16 protein-coding genes are annotated in these 16,126 nt (G+C 60.4%); 5 read left to right on the top strand and 11 right to left on the bottom strand.

The genetic code is table 11. The features are described from left to right. Together RHM62_RS14590 and RHM62_RS14595 are read right to left on the bottom strand one after the other, a co-directional pair. On the bottom strand, positions 1-522 hold the full coding sequence (locus RHM62_RS14590) for a (2Fe-2S)-binding protein (protein ID WP_322122801.1): 522 nt from the start codon (positions 520-522) through the stop codon (positions 1-3). A gap of 16 nt (positions 523-538) precedes the next feature. After that, positions 539-1,405: a xanthine dehydrogenase family protein subunit M gene (locus RHM62_RS14595; RefSeq protein ID WP_322122802.1), complete on the bottom strand. Its 867-nt coding sequence runs from the start codon at positions 1,403-1,405 to the stop codon at positions 539-541. Positions 1,406-1,655: 250 nt separating this feature from the next. On the opposite strand from RHM62_RS14595, the gene RHM62_RS14600 reads away from it, so the two are divergent. Further along, a complete protein-coding gene (locus RHM62_RS14600) occupies positions 1,656-2,492 on the top strand; it encodes a LytTR family DNA-binding domain-containing protein (protein ID WP_322122803.1) in 837 nt (278 codons plus the stop codon). 53 nt (positions 2,493-2,545) lie between these two features. On the opposite strand, the gene RHM62_RS14605 is transcribed toward RHM62_RS14600, so the two are convergent. The 7 genes from RHM62_RS14605 to RHM62_RS14635 all read right to left on the bottom strand — a co-directional run bounded on the left by RHM62_RS14605 (position 2,546) and on the right by RHM62_RS14635 (position 10,137). Further along, positions 2,546-4,846 carry a xanthine dehydrogenase family protein molybdopterin-binding subunit gene (locus RHM62_RS14605; protein ID WP_322122804.1) on the bottom strand — a complete coding sequence of 767 codons (2,301 nt, stop codon included), beginning with the start codon at positions 4,844-4,846 and terminating at the stop codon, positions 2,546-2,548. Beyond that, on the bottom strand, positions 4,839-5,309 hold the full coding sequence (locus RHM62_RS14610) for a (2Fe-2S)-binding protein (RefSeq protein ID WP_322122805.1): 471 nt from the start codon (positions 5,307-5,309) through the stop codon (positions 4,839-4,841). The genes RHM62_RS14605 and RHM62_RS14610 overlap by 8 nt, the downstream gene beginning before the upstream one ends. 297 nt (positions 5,310-5,606) lie before the next feature. Next, positions 5,607-6,863: a radical SAM family heme chaperone HemW gene (gene hemW / locus RHM62_RS14615; RefSeq protein ID WP_322122806.1), complete on the bottom strand. Its 1,257-nt coding sequence runs from the start codon at positions 6,861-6,863 to the stop codon at positions 5,607-5,609. Further along, on the bottom strand, positions 6,860-7,444 hold the full coding sequence (gene rdgB, locus RHM62_RS14620; protein ID WP_322122807.1) for an RdgB/HAM1 family non-canonical purine NTP pyrophosphatase: 585 nt from the start codon (positions 7,442-7,444) through the stop codon (positions 6,860-6,862). Before rdgB ends, hemW begins: the two co-directional genes overlap by 4 nt. 8 nt (positions 7,445-7,452) lie before the next feature. Next, positions 7,453-8,187, bottom strand: coding sequence for a ribonuclease PH (rph, locus tag RHM62_RS14625; RefSeq protein ID WP_322122808.1), 735 nt, complete (start codon positions 8,185-8,187; stop codon positions 7,453-7,455). Positions 8,188-8,190: 3 nt separating this feature from the next. Continuing rightward, positions 8,191-9,120 (bottom strand): PP2C family serine/threonine-protein phosphatase, encoded by a 930-nt coding sequence (locus RHM62_RS14630; RefSeq protein WP_322122809.1) that lies wholly within the window; start codon positions 9,118-9,120, stop codon positions 8,191-8,193. 45 nt (positions 9,121-9,165) lie between these two features. Next, positions 9,166-10,137 (bottom strand): serine/threonine-protein kinase, encoded by a 972-nt coding sequence (locus tag RHM62_RS14635; RefSeq protein WP_322122810.1) that lies wholly within the window; start codon positions 10,135-10,137, stop codon positions 9,166-9,168. Between the two features lie 126 nt (positions 10,138-10,263). On the opposite strand from RHM62_RS14635, the gene RHM62_RS14640 reads away from it, so the two are divergent. The 4 genes from RHM62_RS14640 (at position 10,264) to RHM62_RS14655 (ending at position 14,538) form a co-directional block, all read left to right on the top strand. Further along, the gene (locus tag RHM62_RS14640) at positions 10,264-11,175 is read left to right on the top strand and encodes a YicC/YloC family endoribonuclease (protein WP_322122811.1); all 912 of its coding nucleotides are present in this window, start codon (positions 10,264-10,266) and stop codon (positions 11,173-11,175) included. Positions 11,176-11,319: 144 nt separating this feature from the next. Further along, a complete protein-coding gene (gene gmk / locus RHM62_RS14645; RefSeq protein WP_322122812.1) occupies positions 11,320-11,964 on the top strand; it encodes a guanylate kinase in 645 nt (214 codons plus the stop codon). 23 nt (positions 11,965-11,987) lie between these two features. Next, positions 11,988-12,191 (top strand): DNA-directed RNA polymerase subunit omega, encoded by a 204-nt coding sequence (gene rpoZ / locus RHM62_RS14650; RefSeq protein ID WP_009664720.1) that lies wholly within the window; start codon positions 11,988-11,990, stop codon positions 12,189-12,191. A 49-nt stretch (positions 12,192-12,240) separates the two neighbouring features. Next, the gene (locus RHM62_RS14655) at positions 12,241-14,538 is read left to right on the top strand and encodes a bifunctional (p)ppGpp synthetase/guanosine-3',5'-bis(diphosphate) 3'-pyrophosphohydrolase (protein ID WP_322122813.1); all 2,298 of its coding nucleotides are present in this window, start codon (positions 12,241-12,243) and stop codon (positions 14,536-14,538) included. A gap of 16 nt (positions 14,539-14,554) precedes the next feature. Here RHM62_RS14655 and greB read toward each other — a convergent pair whose 3' ends face one another. Beyond that, entirely contained in the window at positions 14,555-15,118 is a 564-nt protein-coding gene (gene greB / locus RHM62_RS14660; RefSeq protein WP_322122814.1) for a transcription elongation factor GreB, read from the bottom strand. Positions 15,119-15,129: 11 nt separating this feature from the next. Continuing rightward, the gene (locus RHM62_RS14665) at positions 15,130-16,047 is read right to left on the bottom strand and encodes a 23S rRNA (adenine(2030)-N(6))-methyltransferase RlmJ (protein WP_322122815.1); all 918 of its coding nucleotides are present in this window, start codon (positions 16,045-16,047) and stop codon (positions 15,130-15,132) included. Positions 16,048-16,126: the final 79 nt, after the last annotated feature.

The raw sequence follows: 16,126 nt of genomic DNA on the forward strand, positions 1-16,126 counted from the left end.
TCAATGCGTCGTGGTTTCCATCAGCGGATACGAGGTCTGTACCGGCTCGCCGCGCAACTTGCGGGCGGCGTACTGGACCGCCTTGACGATGTTCTGGTAGCCGGTACAGCGGCACAGATTGCCGGCCATCCAGTAGCGGATCTCGGCTTCGGTCGGGTCGGGATTTTCTTTCAGCAGACGATAGGCGCGGGTGATCATGCCGGGCGTGCAGAAGCCGCATTGCAGGCCGTGTTCCTGCATGAAGCCTTCTTGCAGCGCATGCAGTTCGCCGCCTTGCGCAAAGCCTTCGATGGTCAGCAACTCGGATCCGTCGGCCTGCACTGTCAGCATCGTGCAGGACTTGACCGACATGCCGTCGACATCGACGGTGCAGGCACCGCAGTGCGACGAATCGCAACCGATGTGCGGGCCGGTGTGCAGGCATTTTTCACGCAAGGTGTGGATCAGCAGTTCGCGCGGCTCGACCACCACATCGGTGGACTTGCCGTTGAGTTTGAAGGTCACCATCATTTTTTTAATCATCGCAATTCTCCAGAGTTCAGGCGCTGCAGCGCGACAGCGCGGTGCGCAAGGCGCGTTGCGTCATCTCGCCGGCCATCGCGGTTTTGTACTCGATGTCGCCGCGCAGGTCGGCGGCCGGTTCGCAGATCGCCATCGCCAGCCGCGCGGCTTCGCGAATCGTCGCGTCGTCGAGCGGTTTGCCGCGCAGGTAGTTTTCGGCGTCGTTGGCCTTGAGCGCGGTTTCGCCGAGATTGGTCAGCGTGATGGCGACCTCGGCGACCACGCCGCCTTGCATGCGCAGCAGCACGGCGGCTGCGGCGGTGGCGTAGTCGCCGGTCTTGCGCTTGAGCTTGGCGTAGCAGGAACCGCTGCCGGCGGCCGGGATCGGGATGCGGATCTCGGTCATGATTTCGCCGGCTTCGAGCAAGGTGTAATACAGCCCGAGGAAGTAGCCGTCGGCGCTGACCACACGCTCGCCGGCCGCGCTGGTCAGCACGAACGAGGCGCCCAGCGCGATCATCAGCGCCGGATGATCGTTGGCCGGGTCGGCATGCGAGATGTCGCCACCGAGCGTGCCCATGTAGCGCACCTGCGGGTCCGAGATCAGGCCGGCGCCTTCGACCAGCAGCGGACACTTTTGCTGCAACAGCGGCGACCAGATCAATTCGTTTTCGGTCGTCATCGCACCGATGCGGATTTCATTGCCGACCTCGCGGATGCCCTTCAGCGCGGCGATCTTGCGCAGGTCGATCAGGTGGGCCGGCTCGGCAAAACGGAGCTTCATCATCGGCAGCATGCTGTGGCCGCCGGCCAGCAGTTTGGCTTCGTCACCGTATTGATCCAGCAGCGCAATAGCCGCAGGCACAGTGGTTGGGGCGTGGTATTCGAATGGGCGCGGGATCACGCTGTCTCCTCGTTGTTATGGGTATGCCAGCACGATGCCAGTGGCTGGAGTGGCCATAATTGCATGCGAAGTGGTGCCAACGAGCAAGCAATTCCCGAACGGTAGAAGCGGCTTCCCGAGTCGCGGGAAAGCTTGCACGAACGGCGGAAAGCGGCGATTATAAAAAAACAAAAAATCAACAACCAGCCAGAACAAACTGGCAACCGGAGACACGCATGACCCTAGTGATCCATCCATCGGCATCACACCGATGAAGCCTTTCGAACCGGCCGTCCAGGAAACCTTCCTCCACAAACTCGAACAGTTCAATCCCGGCATGGTCTGGCTGGACCCAACCAACCATGTCACGGCGATGAACGATGTCGCGGCCCAGTTACTGGGACCGGCGGCCCAGTATTCGATGGGTACCGATCCCGATAAATTGCTCGGCATCGACGTGCTGCAAATGCATCCCGAAAAAAGCCGCGACAAATTGCGCCTGCTGCTGCAGACCGGACAGGACGGCGCCTGCCCGATGAAGTCGCCGGCACCGGTGGCGATGATGATCAACATTCCGGACCGGATACTGGTCGTGAAGGTCTCGAAGATGGTGGGGATCGCCGGCGTGGTCGGCACCTGCATGATTTTTTATGACCTGACCGATATCACAACCGCACCGGCTGGCGCACCGGCAAGTGCGCGGTCCGATCCGCCACCGCGCCGCTTGCTGAAGATTCCGGTGTATCGCAAGAACCGCGTGATGCTGATCGACATGAAGGACGTGGTGCGCTTTCAGGCCGATGGCCACTACACCACCATCGTCACCGCCGACGACCAGTACCTGTCGAACCTGTCGCTGACCGATCTGGAAGCGCGGCTCGACCCGGCGATTTATTTCCGCACTCATCGCAGCCATATCGTGAGCCTGCCGCATGCGCTCGAACTGGTCATGAAAGACGAGTCGGTCAGCCTGATGATGGCCGATCATCAACAGACCGTGGTGCCGGTCAGCCGGCCCAATACCGCGCATCTGAAGGAGTTGCTGGGGATCGCGCAGGTCGGTCCCAAAAGCGCAGCCGAGAAACAAAACAGCCCGGTACGCGCTTGATGCGCGGACCGGGCTGTCGGCTTACTGCTTGCTGATTAGTTCAGCACGAAAGGTCAGGCTACCGGCTTTTTCCCCATTGCCTTGAGCAAGGCGGCAGGCCGCATCGGCAAGTCGCGCAAGCGCACGCCGACGGCGGCATGAATCGCGTTGGCAATGGCCGGACCGACCACGGTCGTCGGTGGTTCGCCCATGCCGGTGGCGGTGGCGGTGCTGGCGACGAACTCGATGTCCATCTCCGGCACGTCGGCCATGCGCAGCGGTGTGTAGGCACCGAGATTGGTGTCACGCACCTGGCCATCAACAAACTCGGTGCCTTCGTGCAGCGCCATGCTCATGCCCCACAAGGCACCGCCCTCGGCCTGCGCCAGCGCGCCATCCGGATGAATGATGGTGCCGGCATCGATGACCATGAACAACTTGACCACAGTGATGGCGCCGGAAGCGCTGTCGACCTTGACGCGGGCCACGCAGGCAGTCCAGGTCGGCATGTCGCGTTCCTGGCCAAAGGTGCTGGCGATACCGAGTCCGGTACCGGCCGGCATCGGCTTGCCCCAGCCGGCTTTTTCAGCAGCACGACGCAGCACATGCGCCATCCGTGCGGCACCGCCAACCGAATTGGGTGCGCTACCGGCGTTCTTGCCGCGGCCATCAAGCAGCGCCAGACGGAATGCCAGCGGATCGGCCTTGGTCGCCAGTGCGGCTTCGTCGATGAAGCTTTCCACGGCCCAGTTGGTCCAGCCCGGTCCGACCGAACGCAACCAGCCAGGACGGAAAGTGCTGTTGGCGAGGTCGTTCGAAATCGCCCGCACGCGATGCGCACCAACCGTGTACCAGTGATCGGCACCGGAAATGGCGAACGGATCATACGGCTCGCCGTTCTTCCCCTTCGGCATGAAGGCCGGCACCATGACTTGGGTCGGCCAACCGGCGCTGGCGTGATGTTCCATCGCCGTGACCGCACCCTTCTTATCGAAAGCCATGCGCAGTCGCTGCAGCGAAGGTGATCGCGGCGAATCGAAGCGGGCGTCGTCGGAACGGGTGCAGATCATCTTCACCGGACGGCCCATTTCCTTGGCGGCCAGTGCAGCAGGAATCGCGTAATCGCCATTGAGCCGGCGACCGAAACCGCCACCGAGCAGATAGGTGTGCATGATTACGTTGGCTTCCGGCACGGCGAGTGCTTTTGCCAGTGTCGGCAGCGCCAGCGATTGCCACTGATTGCCGGTATGGATATGCCAGATACCGTCTTTTTCGAGCGCCAGTGCATTGACCGGTTCGAGCTGGAAATGCAGCACAGTGCTGGTGGTGTACTCGTGTTCGATGCGCGAACCGGCTGTCGAGAACGCTGCTTCGACGCCGTCGTCGGCGACCACCAGCGATCCTTTCGAGGTATCGCCGATGAGCTTGCTGGCATGCGACAGGATGTCGGCTTCGGACACGCCGGCAGTCGCGCCGGCTTGCCACTTGATCTCCACCAGGTCGGCCGCGCGCATGGCTGCCGAGTAGGAATCGGCATACACCATGACCCAGCCCGGCACCGTGTCGGACGGATCCTTGAGGGCGACCGACTTGAGGTAACCCTTGACCTTGCGGGCGGCGCTGTCATCGATCGACAGTACGGTCGAACCGTAGCGGGTCGGCGGGATGCGCGGACGGGCGTAGACCATGCCTTCGACGACCGCATCAATGCCGTAAATCGCGGCACCATTGGTCTTCGATGGCACATCGACGGCCTGCACGTCGCGGCCGATCAGGCGGCGCTGGTCCGGTGTTTTCAGGACGATGGCTTTCAGTGCTTCGGGCGTGAAGGTGCGGCCGAGCTTGCCGGTGCGGACGATCTCGGCATACGTGATCGACTTGCTGCCGGCGGTGATGACACCGTCGCGGGCCTGGCAATCGGTGACCTTGACCTTGAGCAGACGCGCTGCCTCGTCGATCAGTGCGATGCGACCGGCGGCACCGGCGCGGCTGAGCGGATCGAAGCTCTGCCAGACCGACCAGCTACCGCCGGTAATCATCATGCCCCACTTCGGATCGGTATCGACGTAGTTCAATCGTACTGATGACCAGCTCACTTCGAGCTCGTCGGCGACGATGCGCGCCAGCGCGGTACCGATGTGCTGGCCCATTTCGGCCTTGGCAATATTGACGGTGACGATACCGTCGCGGTCGATCCGGAACCAGATAGTCGGATCAAATACCGGCGCGTCAGCGCTACCTGCCTGGCCGGCAGCCAGCGCCAGTGTCGGGCTCAGGAAAGCCATCGTGAAACCGGTGCCGGCAGCAGCGATCATGAAGCTGCGACGGGTCAGCGAACCGACCGGCGGCTGTTGTTTGATGAGTCGATCAAGCACGGGTAGCTCCCTTCATTTCGGTCGCGGCCAACTTGATGGCTTTGCGGATCCGCACATAGGCCATGCAGCGGCACAGGTTGCCGCTCATGACGGCGTCGATGTTGGCATCGGTTGCCTCCGGAAAATCCTTGAGCAGCGTGGCTGCCTGCATGATCTGGCCCGACTGGCAGTAACCGCATTGCGGTGCCTGCGTGGCGATCCAGGCTTTTTGCAGCGGATGCTGGCCATCGACCGACAGGCCTTCGATAGTAGTGATCGCCTTATTGGCGACGATGCTGACAGGCGTGATGCACGAACGGATGGCGCGCCCATCGACGTGCACGGTGCAGGCACCGCACATGCCGATGCCGCAACCGAACTTGGTGCCCTTGAGGCCGATTTCATCGCGGATCACCCACAGCAGCGGGGTGACGGGATCAACCCCGGTAACAATGGCGTTGCCATTGACGGTAAATGTGGTCATGTTGTTTCACTTTGCAAAATGGGAAAAGGGCCGGTTCAGGGCGAAGATTTTTTTCTTGCCAGGGCAATGCTGGCATCCAGGTTTTCCGGACTGGCAGTGCGGTTGAGCGCAAATGCTTTCGTCCCGACCGACGCGGCGCAGGATAACCCGAATCAGGTTAGCCGGCTGAGCAGTCACCAACACTTGCGGATAGGCCGGGTGCCATTGCGGGCGCCGCTCAGTGATCCGTGAAGCATAAAAAAAAATGTGCGCGCTGTCTGTTAGACAGCGCGCAGAGGGAGTCAGAACGCGCGTCGCTTAATCGGCCAGGAACATTTGCTGCAGATCGTTCAGGAAGCGCTGGCCAAGCTGCGTCGGCCGGATGGTTTTGTGGTCGCGATACAGCAAGCCCTTGGCCTCGGCTAACTGCAAAGCCGACTCGACCGCATTGAGTCCCAGCCCGGTCCGTTCGGCAAACAGGTTGACCTCGAATCCGCTGGTCAGACGCAAGGTGTTGAGCATGAATTCGAAGCCGAGTTCGCCGCGCGCGATCTCGTTTTCTTCCTGGATCGCGCTGCCGCGCGCCATGTTTTCCATGTAGGACTTCGGTTGCTTGAAGCGGGCCTGGCGAATGATCCGGTGCGGGAATGACAGCTTCGAATGTGCGCCGGCACCGACGCCGAGATAGTCGCCGAACTGCCAGTAATTGAGATTGTGGCGCGACTGCCGGCCGGCTTGCGCGTAGGCCGAGACTTCGTAATGCCCGTAGCCGGCAGCGCCGGTCTCGGCGGCAATCATGTCCTGCATGTCGGCACTGAGGTCATCGTCCGGCAAGGCTGGCGGGAACTTGGCAAAGACCGTGTTCGGCTCCATTGTCAGGTGGTACAGCGACAGATGCGGCGGCGCATAGCCGAGTGCGGTGCGGATATCCTGCGTGGCTTCGGCCAGCGTTTGCGATGGCAGCGCGTACATCAGATCGAGGTTGAAATTATCGAAGGTCGCGTGCGCGATATCGACCGCACGACGGGCTTCGTCGTGGTCGTGAATGCGACCCAGCGCACGCAGATGATCGCCATTGAAACTCTGGATACCGATCGATAAACGGTTGATGCCGCTGGCGCGGAAGCTGCGGAATTTCTCGACTTCGAAGGTACCGGGATTGGCTTCCATCGTGATCTCGGCCGCGCCATCGAGTGGCAGCAGCGTGCGCACATCCGACATCAGCCGGTCGAGTCCGGCCGCCGACATCAGGCTGGGCGTGCCGCCACCGATGAAGACCGTGTAGATCTTACGGCCCCAGATCAGCGGCAACGCGCTTTCGAGATCGGCGCGTACGGCATCGAGGTAAGCCTCTTCCGGAAAACCGGACTGCGACTGGCCGGCCACTTCATGCGAATTGAAATCACAGTACGGACATTTTTTGACGCACCACGGAAAGTGGATGTACAGCGCCAGTGGTGGCAAGGCCGACAGGTTCAGGATGCCGGGACGCAGATAGGCATTGGCTGCGGTCGCGGCATCAGCAACCGGCACCGCCGTACTGCGTGCCGGCTGGATCGGAATAATCGGGATCATCGTAATTTGTCGAGCAGCACGCGCAGCGCCTGAGCCCGGTGCGACAGCTGATTCTTTTCTGCCGCGCCGAGTTCGGCGGCCGTCTTGCCGAGGCCATCGACCTCGAAATAGGCGTCGTAACCGAAGCCGTTGCTGCCGCGTGGCACATCAATGATCGTGCCCTTCCAGCGACCATCGGCGATGACCGGTTGCGGATCATCGGCATGACGCACGTAGACCAGCACGCAATAGTAGTAGGCCGATTTATCGGTATGGGTTTGCAGGTCGGCGATCAGTTTTTCGCTGTTGCGGACATCCGATTTGGGCGCGCCGGCATAGCGTGCCGATTGCACGCCGGGCTGGCCGGCTAGCGCATTGACGCAGACACCGGAGTCATCGGCCAGTGCCGGCAAGCCGGTCAGGCGTGCTGCGTGACGGGCTTTTTCAAGCGCGTTTTCGACGAAGGTGTGGAACGGTTCGTCGGCTTCAGGAACATTGAATTGGCCTTGCGGACGCACATCGAATCCGATCGTTGCCAGCAGCGTACCGAACTCGGCCAGCTTGCCCGGATTGTTCGAAGCGAGGACCAGTTTGCTTGTCATCTTTACGCTCATGCGGGCAAACCCAGTTCGCGCCGTTGCAGGGCGATCAGGTCGCGGATGCCGCTGTCGGCCAGGTCGAGCAACTGGTTCATCGTGGCGCGATCGAAGGCCGCACCTTCGGCCGTGCCCTGCACTTCAATGAAGTGGCCGGCATCAGTCATGACGATGTTCATGTCGGTGTCGCAGGTCGAGTCTTCGTCGTAATCGAGGTCGAGCACCGGTGTGCCCTGGAACACGCCGACCGAGATCGCGGCAACGAAATGCTTGAGCGGCATCGCACTCAACACGCCGGTGTCAACCAGCTTCGAGAACGCGTCATGCGCGGCCACCATGGCACCGGTGATCGACGCGGTGCGGGTACCGCCATCGGCCTGGATCACGTCGCAATCGAGGTGCAAGGTGCGCTCGCCGAAGGCTGACAGGTCGAACGCGGCGCGCAGCGAGCGGCCGATCAGGCGCTGGATTTCCTGGGTGCGGCCGGACTGCTTGCCCTTGGCCGCTTCGCGAGCCATGCGGGTGTGCGTCGAGCGCGGCAGCATGCCGTATTCGGCGGTCATCCAGCCCTGCCCCTTGCCTTTCAAAAAGCCCGGCACCTTGTCTTCGATGCTGGCGGTGCAGATGACCTTGGTGTCGCCGAATTCGATCAGGACCGAGCCTTCGGCATGTTTGGTGTAGTGGCGTGTGAGGCGTACCGGACGCAATGCATCGGCGGGGCGACCGCTCGGACGGAGTTGAACTGACATGGCTTAATTCCTGGAAGTGATGCGTGCAGATTTTTCAATGGCGCCGCGAATTTCTTCGATGGCTTTTTCTATGGCGCTGTCGTCGTAGCCGTCGACCGGTTCCGCAGCCGACTGCAAGGCCGACTGGATCGTGGTGGTGACGGCACCCGGCGGCAGTACGTTGGTGGTGATGCTGTTCGGGTCAGCCAGACTGGAACCGCTTTCCCACATCATCGCCAGCGCGGTGACATTATCGCTGTTCTTGCCGGCGATGCTGGTGGCACTGCTGATGAGCTCCGGCACGGCGCGCACGATGGTCTTGTTTTGCAGGCTTTGGACCAGTACGTTATCGGGCAGCACACCCCACAGGCCATCCGAACAGAGCAACATCACGTCGCCGGCCTGCAGGCTGGCACGCCGTGAAATTTCGACGATCGGCAGGTTGGGCGCACCGAGGCAATTGAACAGCTTGTTGCGATCGGGATGCGTAGCCCGTTCGGACGGATCGGCGCGGCCCTGGGCGATCAGCGTTTCGATGCGCGAGTGGTCACGCGTGCGGGCCAGGATCTCGCCATCGCGCATCCAGTACAGGCGCGAATCGCCGCAATGCGCCCAGTACGCGGTGTTGTGCTGGACCACGCAGGTGACGATGGTGGTGCGCGGCGTTTCCGGCAGGCTGTGGGCGGCGCGATAACGATGGATTTCGCGGTGGGCAGCGAAGAAACTGTCTTCCAGAAAGCGTTCGGGTTTCTTGATGTAGGGGTCAGCCTGCTGCTGGAACATCGCTCCTATCGTCTGCATCGCAATGGTGGCGGCGATTTCGCCGTGCGCGTGGCCGCCCATGCCGTCGGCCAGTAACAGCAGTAAGGCATCGCGCGTGTAGCTGTAGCCCATGCGGTCCTGATTGACCTTGCGGCCACCGATCTGGCTTTCCTGGTAGACGGAGAATCTCATTGCATGCTCGCTAAAAAAAGAGGGACAGGCATGACCACATTGATCTCAGAGTGCTTGGCCGGATCGGCCGAACAGGCTTTTGAGCCGGTCGAGCGTGGCACTAAATTTACCGGCTGCGGGTTTTTCCAGCACCGGTTCCTGCAAGGCTTTTTGCAACGCAAAGACACTTTGCGGCCGCTCCAGCGGATCGATCATCAGGCTCCAACGGATCACCTGGATCAGGTCGGGGGAGTAAATACCCTCGAGCTTTTGCAGATGGCCATCCATCTTGTCGTTGAGCTTACGCTGGTCGGCCGGTTGCGGCGGCGCGCCAACCATGCACGCAAACATCGAGGCACCGATGCTGTAGATGTCGGTCCACGGACCGAGGTTGCCGTTCTTCGAATACAGCTCGGGCGGCGCAAATCCGGGCGTATACATCGGATATAACTTCGGCAGATCGGCTTTCAGCGTTTGCCGTGCCGCGCCGAAGTCGAGCAGGATGGGCGTGCCATCGACGCGCAGATAAATATTGGCGGGCTTCAAATCGAGGTGCAGCAACTTGTTGGTGTGGACTTCGCGCAGGCCATTCATGACCTGGCTGAACATCTTGCGGATAAAGCGTTCCGATACCAGCGGCTTTTCGCCTTTGTCGCGGCGGCGCAGGATGTGGTCCTGCAGCGAGCGTCCGGACTCGTAGGCCATGACCATGTAGACGGTATCGTTGGCCCTGAAAAAATTGACCACGCTGACCACGTTCGGATGCGAGATGCGCGCCAGTGCGCGACCCTCTTCAAAAAAACATTTCAGGCCGATGCGAAAGATAGGCAGGTTTTCCGGCGAGATGGTCGGTGCCAGTTCGCCCGCTTCGCGCAGTGCCAGCGAGGATGGCAGGTACTCCTTGATTGCGACGGCGTTACCGTCTTCGTCATAGGCAAGATAGACGATACTGAACCCGCCGGAGGCGATCTTCTTTACAATGCGATATCCCGAAATTTGCAGTCCGTCAGGAAGGGGTGCGTTGTTTTGTGCTGCCATGTTTTCCTAAAACGTGTTGGCCGGACCGCAGCAAAAACCGCAGCCAGCGAACCGCCGGACCGCCGTCTGGTCCGATGGATTGTGTGGACTTATCCCTGATTTGTAAAGTACAACCGAGGACTCAATTTGGCTATCAGCAGCATGACCGGCTATGCCGTCGTCACCCGTGAAACCTCCGGTGGCACCCTGACCATCGAAGTCAAGAGCGTCAATTCCCGCTTCCTCGACCTGCAGTTCCGTATCAACGATGACCTGCGCGCGTTCGAACCGATGCTGCGCGAAGCGATCATGGGCCGCCTCACGCGTGGCAAGGTCGAATGTCGCGTCAGCTTCGGCCGCAAGGCGGCCACCGGTGCATCGCAACGCATCAATACCGGACTGCTCAAATCATTGGCACTGCTGCAGGCCGAAGTGCGCTCGCACGTGTCGTCGGCCACGCCGATGTCGGTCGGTGAACTGCTGCGCTGGCCCGGCATGATCGAGGATGCCGAACTCGGCCAGGACACTTTGCAGACCGATGCCGCTGCCGCGATCGGCGAGACACTGGCCGCTTTCATCGAATCGCGCGAACGCGAAGGTGCAGCGCTTGCAGCCACACTGATCACACGCATCGACGCGATGGACGGGATCGTGCGCCGTATCGCGCCGCTGATCCCGCAAGTCATCGCGCAATTCCAGCAAAGGTCGGTCGAGCGCCTCGAAGAAGCGCTCGGACTGGCGCTGCAACAACCCGGTGTAAGCGCCAATCTTTCCCGTGACGAAGTCATCGAACGGATCCGCCAGGAAGTGACGCTATACGGCATCCGCATCGACGTCGCCGAAGAACTGTCGCGCCTGGCAACGCATCTTGACGAAACCCGGCACATCCTGAAAAAAGGCGGCCAGGTTGGCAAGCGACTCGACTTCATGATGCAGGAGCTCAACCGCGAAGCCAATACGGTCGGCTCGAAAGCGGCACTGAAGGAACTGGCCGATGCGGCCATGGAGCTCAAGCTACTGATCGACCAGATGCGCGAGCAGGTCCAGAACCTCGAGTAAATGCGGATGGCCCACGCGCTGCCGAACACATTCGGCAGCGGGAATAGCTGCCTTTTTTGCGCTTATCGTGTAGCCTCGGTACACCCTATTTTTCCACCACGCTGCAGCCACTGTGGCTGCAGCTGTTTCACTTCCGGGATTTCTATGCACGACGACAATACCTCCTCCGGCAGCCTGTTCATGGTGGTCGCCCCTTCCGGTGCGGGCAAGTCAACGCTGGTCAATGCATTGCTGGCGCAGGAGCCTGTCCTGAAACTGTCGATCTCGTACACGACACGTCCGCCGCGCCCCGGCGAACAGCACGGCCGCGAGTATTACTTCACGACTGCTGCTGATTTTCTGGCACGGCGCGACGCCGGCGAATTCCTCGAATCGGCCGAAGTGCATGGCAATTACTACGGCACTTCGCGCGTGATGATCGCCGACCAGATCAAGTCGGGCACCGACGTGCTGCTGGAAATCGACTGGCAAGGCGCGCAGCAGGTCAAGAAGCAGTTTCCGTACGGCGTCGGGATATTCATTTTGCCGCCGTCGATCGATGCACTCGAAGAACGCCTGAACAAACGTGGACAGGACGAGCCACACATCATCACGCGCCGTTTGCTAGCCGCTGGCGGCGAAATGGCGCATGCCGGTGAGTTTGAATATGTTATTATTAATCAAGACTTTGCGTGTGCCTTGGCAGAACTTGCCGCAATAATTCAGGCAACCCGCTGCAGATTCTCGCAACAAGCCGCTCGCAACGCATCCCTCTTTGCCCAGTTGGGCATCCACGCCGCAGTACATTGACACCGCAATTTCAGGAGCATCTTATGGCCCGCATTACTATCGAAGACTGCACCAAATACATTCCGAATCGCTTCCAGCTGACCCTCGCCGCCACCTATCGCGCGCGCCAGTTGCTGCAAGGTCATACACCAAAAGTCGATGCCAAGGACAAGCCTACCGTCGTCGCGCTGCGTGAAATCGCTGCAGGCAAAGTCGGCATTGAGATGCTCAAGAAAGTCCCGAACTGAGCAACGTCCCCCGTAATTCGAATGACCCTGGCGCAGTGAATGGACCGGTATGAACCTGACTCCTGCAGACTCCCTGATATCGGCTTTGACCAGCCGCATTGCGCCTGAGCGCCTGACGCCGAAAACGCCAGGCGCTTTCTTTTCTCCCGACCCGGGCAACCCGGTCACGCCTGGCGTGGCGTCGGTCAGCCAGCTCAACGCCAAACTCTCTGAATACCTGTCGCCCTCGGACCTGAAAAAGGTCAAGGAAGCCTATCGCTTTTCGGATGAAATGCACCTGGGCCAGATGCGCGTGTCCGGCGAACCGTACATTTCGCATCCGATTGCCGTGGCCGAAATCTGCGCTGACTGGAAGCTCGATGCGCAAGCGATCATGGCGGCATTGCTGCATGACGTGATGGAAGACCAGGACGTCAAGAAAGAGGAACTGATCGAGCGCTTCGGTGCGCCGGTTGCGGCGCTGGTCGACGGCTTGTCCAAGCTCGAAAAAATCGAATTCCAAAGCCAGATCGAAGCCCAGGCCGAGAACTTCCGCAAGATGCTGCTGGCAATGGCGCGCGATGTGCGCGTGATCCTGATCAAGCTGGCTGATCGCCTGCACAACATGCGTACGCTCGGCTCGATGAAGCCCGAAAAAAAGCGGCGTATCGCCGGCGAGACGATGGAAGTCTACGTGCCGATTGCACACCGTCTTGGCTTGAACAATATTTACCGCGAACTGCAAGACCTGTCGTTCTCGCACCTGCATCCGCTGCGCTACCGCACGCTCGCCAAGGCCGTCAAAGCGGCCCGTGGCAACCGCCGCGAAGTCGTCAGCAAGATCATGGAGTCGGTCAAGAACACGCTGCTGTCGGCTGACATGCAGGCCCAGGTCTACGGTCGCGAAAAAACGCTGTACGGCATTTATCGCAAGATGCGCAGCAAGCGCCTGTCGTTTTCCCAGGTGCTGGATGTCTACGGCTTTCGTATCGTCGTCGACAACTTCGCCCACTGCTATGTCGCGCTCGGAACACTGCATGCGCTGTACAAGCCAATGCCGGGCAAGTTCAAGGATTACATCGCGATCCCCAAGCTCAATGGCTATCAGTCGCTGCACACGACACTGATCGGCCCGTACGGCACGCCAGTCGAATTCCAGATTCGCACCCAGGAAATGCACCGTGTCGCCGAATCCGGCGTCGCCGCGCACTGGCTTTACAAAGATGACGAGAACAGCCTGACTGACCTGCAGCAACGCACCCATGCGTGGCTGCAATCGCTGCTCGACATCCAGAAACAGACCGGTGATTCGGCCGAATTCCTCGAGCATGTGAAGGTCGACCTGTTCCCGGATTCAGTTTATGTGTTCACGCCGAAATCGAAAATCATCGCGCTGCCGCGTGGAGCAACCGCACTCGACTTTGCGTACTCGATCCATACCGATATCGGTGATCAAACCGTCGCCACACGCATCAACCACGAACATGCACCGCTGCGCACCGAACTGCGCAACGGCGATATCGTCGAAATCATCACATCAGCCAGTTCACGCCCGAGCCCGACCTGGCTGACCTTCGTGCGGACCGGCAAGGCCCGTTCGGCGATCCGGCATCATCTGCGCACGATCAACCTGTCGGAATCGGTCGAACTGGGCGCACTGCTACTCGGTCAGGCACTGGCGGCGCTGAACCTCGATTCGACTATCCCTGCCCCGGCGGTAGAGCGACTGCTCAACGAATCGAGCGCCCGCTCACTCGATGAACTGCATGCCGACATCGGCATCGGCAAGCGCATGGCGGCACTGGTGGCGCGCCACATCATGGGCCTCAATGACACGATGGGCCAACCGTTGCAGGCGCGAATCACCGGCAAGGCAAATGACGTCCCCACCAAGCTCGACCCCGTCATCATTTACGGCAGTGACGGCGTGGCAGTGCAATTGGCACAATGCTGCCTGCCCATCCCCGGCGACAAAATCACCGGCCAGCTCAAACGCGACCAGGGTCTGGTCGTGCACAGCCAGGAATGTGATGTCGCACGACGCAGTCGTGACAAGGAGCCGGAACGCTGGATCGATGTGGTGTGGGGCGATGACCTGAACCGGCGCTTCGATTGCCGGGTGGTCGTGCTGATCACCAACGAACGCGGTGTGCTGGCAAGAGTCGCCGCAGAGATCGGTGAATCCGATGCCAATATCACATTCGTCGGGATGGATGAAGACCACGATTCGATCATGACGCAATTGCGTTTTACGGTGCAGGTCGAAGACCGCGTTCATCTGGCGCGCATGATGCGCAACGTCCGCAGTACGCCTGGCGTGACGCGTATCTTGCGCGAGCGCGGCCAGTGGAGCAATTCAGCCAACTGACCGCTGGCGACCGGCATCAGTGCGCTGCCGGCGCCGGGTAGGTCACCTCGAGTATCTGTAATTCTTCAATCCCCGACGGCGTCTTCAGCGTAATCGTATCGCCTTCGCGCGACTTCGTGATGGCCCGCGCCACCGGTGAAATCCAGCTGATCTTGCCATGCAAAGGATCAAGCTCATCGATCCCGACAATGGTGATCACATGCTGCTCTCCGGCGCTATTCTCGTAGCGCACCGTCGCGCCAAAAAACACTTGTTCATTGCCATGATGGAGGGTCGGGTCGACCACCTCGGCAAGGTCGAGGCGCTTGGTCAGGAAGCGGATGCGCCTGTCGATTTCGCGCAGGCGCCGCTTGCCGTAAATGTAGTCACCATTTTCGGACCGGTCACCATTCGAGGCCGCCCAATGGACGATGTGCACGACCTCCGGCCTATCGACATCGATCAGGTGTAGCAACTCTGAGCGCATGCGCTGGAAGCCGGCAGGCGTCATGTAGTTGCGGGTACCGGCCGGAATGTCCGGCAACGCGAGCGCATCGTCATCGTCGTCGTCATCGGATTCCTTGACAAATGCCTTGTTCATCGTGATTCGCTTCAGACCCGCCGGGTGCCAGTATAAGGAACGGCCGTCGTACCGGTTTCGAGGGTGAAGCCGGCACCGCTGTCGCGGCCAAGTGTCTTGACCAGAAATGGCATCAATTCTTTTAGCATAGCCTCGAGTCCGAACGGCGGATTGATCACGAACATACCGCTGCTATGCAAACCGAATCCATCCGGTGAGGCTTCGGCGATCGACAAGGTGACATTGAGCCAGCCGTTGGCCTGCAGACGCTTGAGCTTGTCGGGCAACTGGCGCGACTCCATCCGGTGCAGCACCGGATACCAGACCGCATACGTACCGGTGGCGAAGCGCCCCAACGCATCCTGCAGCGTGTCCTTGACGCGCTTGTAATCGGACTTGTCTTCGTAAGGAGGATCGATCAATACCAGTCCGCGCCGCGATGGTGGTGGCAGCAGCGCCTTCAGGCCGAGGAAGCCGTCACCCTTCTGGATCATGATGCGCTTGCCGCGCACCGTGGCGCGTACGCCCTGCTCCGCCGCATGGGCTTCGACCTTGCGGAAATTATCCTGCAGGATACGGGCGTCCGACGGATGCAGTTCAAACAGGCGCAAGCGGTCGGCTTCGCGCATGACCTTGTCGGCCACATACGGCGAACCCGGGTAATAGCGCAGCTTCCCGCTCGGATTCATTTTCTTGATCATCTGTATGTATTCATGCAGGACCGGAGGCAAGTCCTTGCGGCTCCACAGCGGCGCAACACCGCTTTCGAATTCGGCATTCTTGGCCGCGTAACCGCCATCGAGGGCATACACACCGGCACCGGCATGGGTATCGATGTACATGTAGGGCGTGTCTTTTTGATTGAGGTAACGCAGCAGCTGCATCGTCACGACGTGCTTGAGGACGTCGGCATGATTGCCCGCATGGAAGGCATGGCGGTAACTCAACATAACTTGGATCGATCTTGGTAAGGGGATGAAAGGAGGCGCGGCTGGCTGCGGCAATCCTGTGAATGACGCATTTTAACAA

The sequence above is a fragment of the Actimicrobium sp. CCC2.4 genome (genome assembly GCF_034347385.1).
Lineage (GTDB): Bacteria > Pseudomonadota > Gammaproteobacteria > Burkholderiales > Burkholderiaceae_D > Actimicrobium.

Excerpts from the sequence above, each read along its gene's own strand:
- RHM62_RS14590 (WP_322122801.1), bottom strand. The coding sequence starts at position 522 with ATGATTAAAAAAATGATGGTGACCTTCAAACTCAACGGCAAGTCCACC.
- RHM62_RS14600 (WP_322122803.1), top strand. The coding sequence starts at position 1,656 with ATGAAGCCTTTCGAACCGGCCGTCCAGGAAACCTTCCTCCACAAACTC.
- RHM62_RS14610 (WP_322122805.1), bottom strand. The coding sequence starts at position 5,309 with ATGACCACATTTACCGTCAATGGCAACGCCATTGTTACCGGGGTTGAT.
- hemW (WP_322122806.1), bottom strand. The coding sequence starts at position 6,863 with ATGATCCCGATTATTCCGATCCAGCCGGCACGCAGTACGGCGGTGCCG.
- rdgB (WP_322122807.1), bottom strand. The coding sequence starts at position 7,444 with ATGACAAGCAAACTGGTCCTCGCTTCGAACAATCCGGGCAAGCTGGCC.
- rph (WP_322122808.1), bottom strand. The coding sequence starts at position 8,187 with ATGTCAGTTCAACTCCGTCCGAGCGGTCGCCCCGCCGATGCATTGCGT.
- RHM62_RS14630 (WP_322122809.1), bottom strand. The coding sequence starts at position 9,120 with ATGAGATTCTCCGTCTACCAGGAAAGCCAGATCGGTGGCCGCAAGGTC.
- RHM62_RS14635 (WP_322122810.1), bottom strand. The coding sequence starts at position 10,137 with ATGGCAGCACAAAACAACGCACCCCTTCCTGACGGACTGCAAATTTCG.
- gmk (WP_322122812.1), top strand. The coding sequence starts at position 11,320 with ATGCACGACGACAATACCTCCTCCGGCAGCCTGTTCATGGTGGTCGCC.
- rpoZ (WP_009664720.1), top strand. The coding sequence starts at position 11,988 with ATGGCCCGCATTACTATCGAAGACTGCACCAAATACATTCCGAATCGC.
- RHM62_RS14655 (WP_322122813.1), top strand. The coding sequence starts at position 12,241 with ATGAACCTGACTCCTGCAGACTCCCTGATATCGGCTTTGACCAGCCGC.
- greB (WP_322122814.1), bottom strand. The coding sequence starts at position 15,118 with ATGAACAAGGCATTTGTCAAGGAATCCGATGACGACGACGATGACGAT.
- RHM62_RS14665 (WP_322122815.1), bottom strand. The coding sequence starts at position 16,047 with ATGTTGAGTTACCGCCATGCCTTCCATGCGGGCAATCATGCCGACGTC.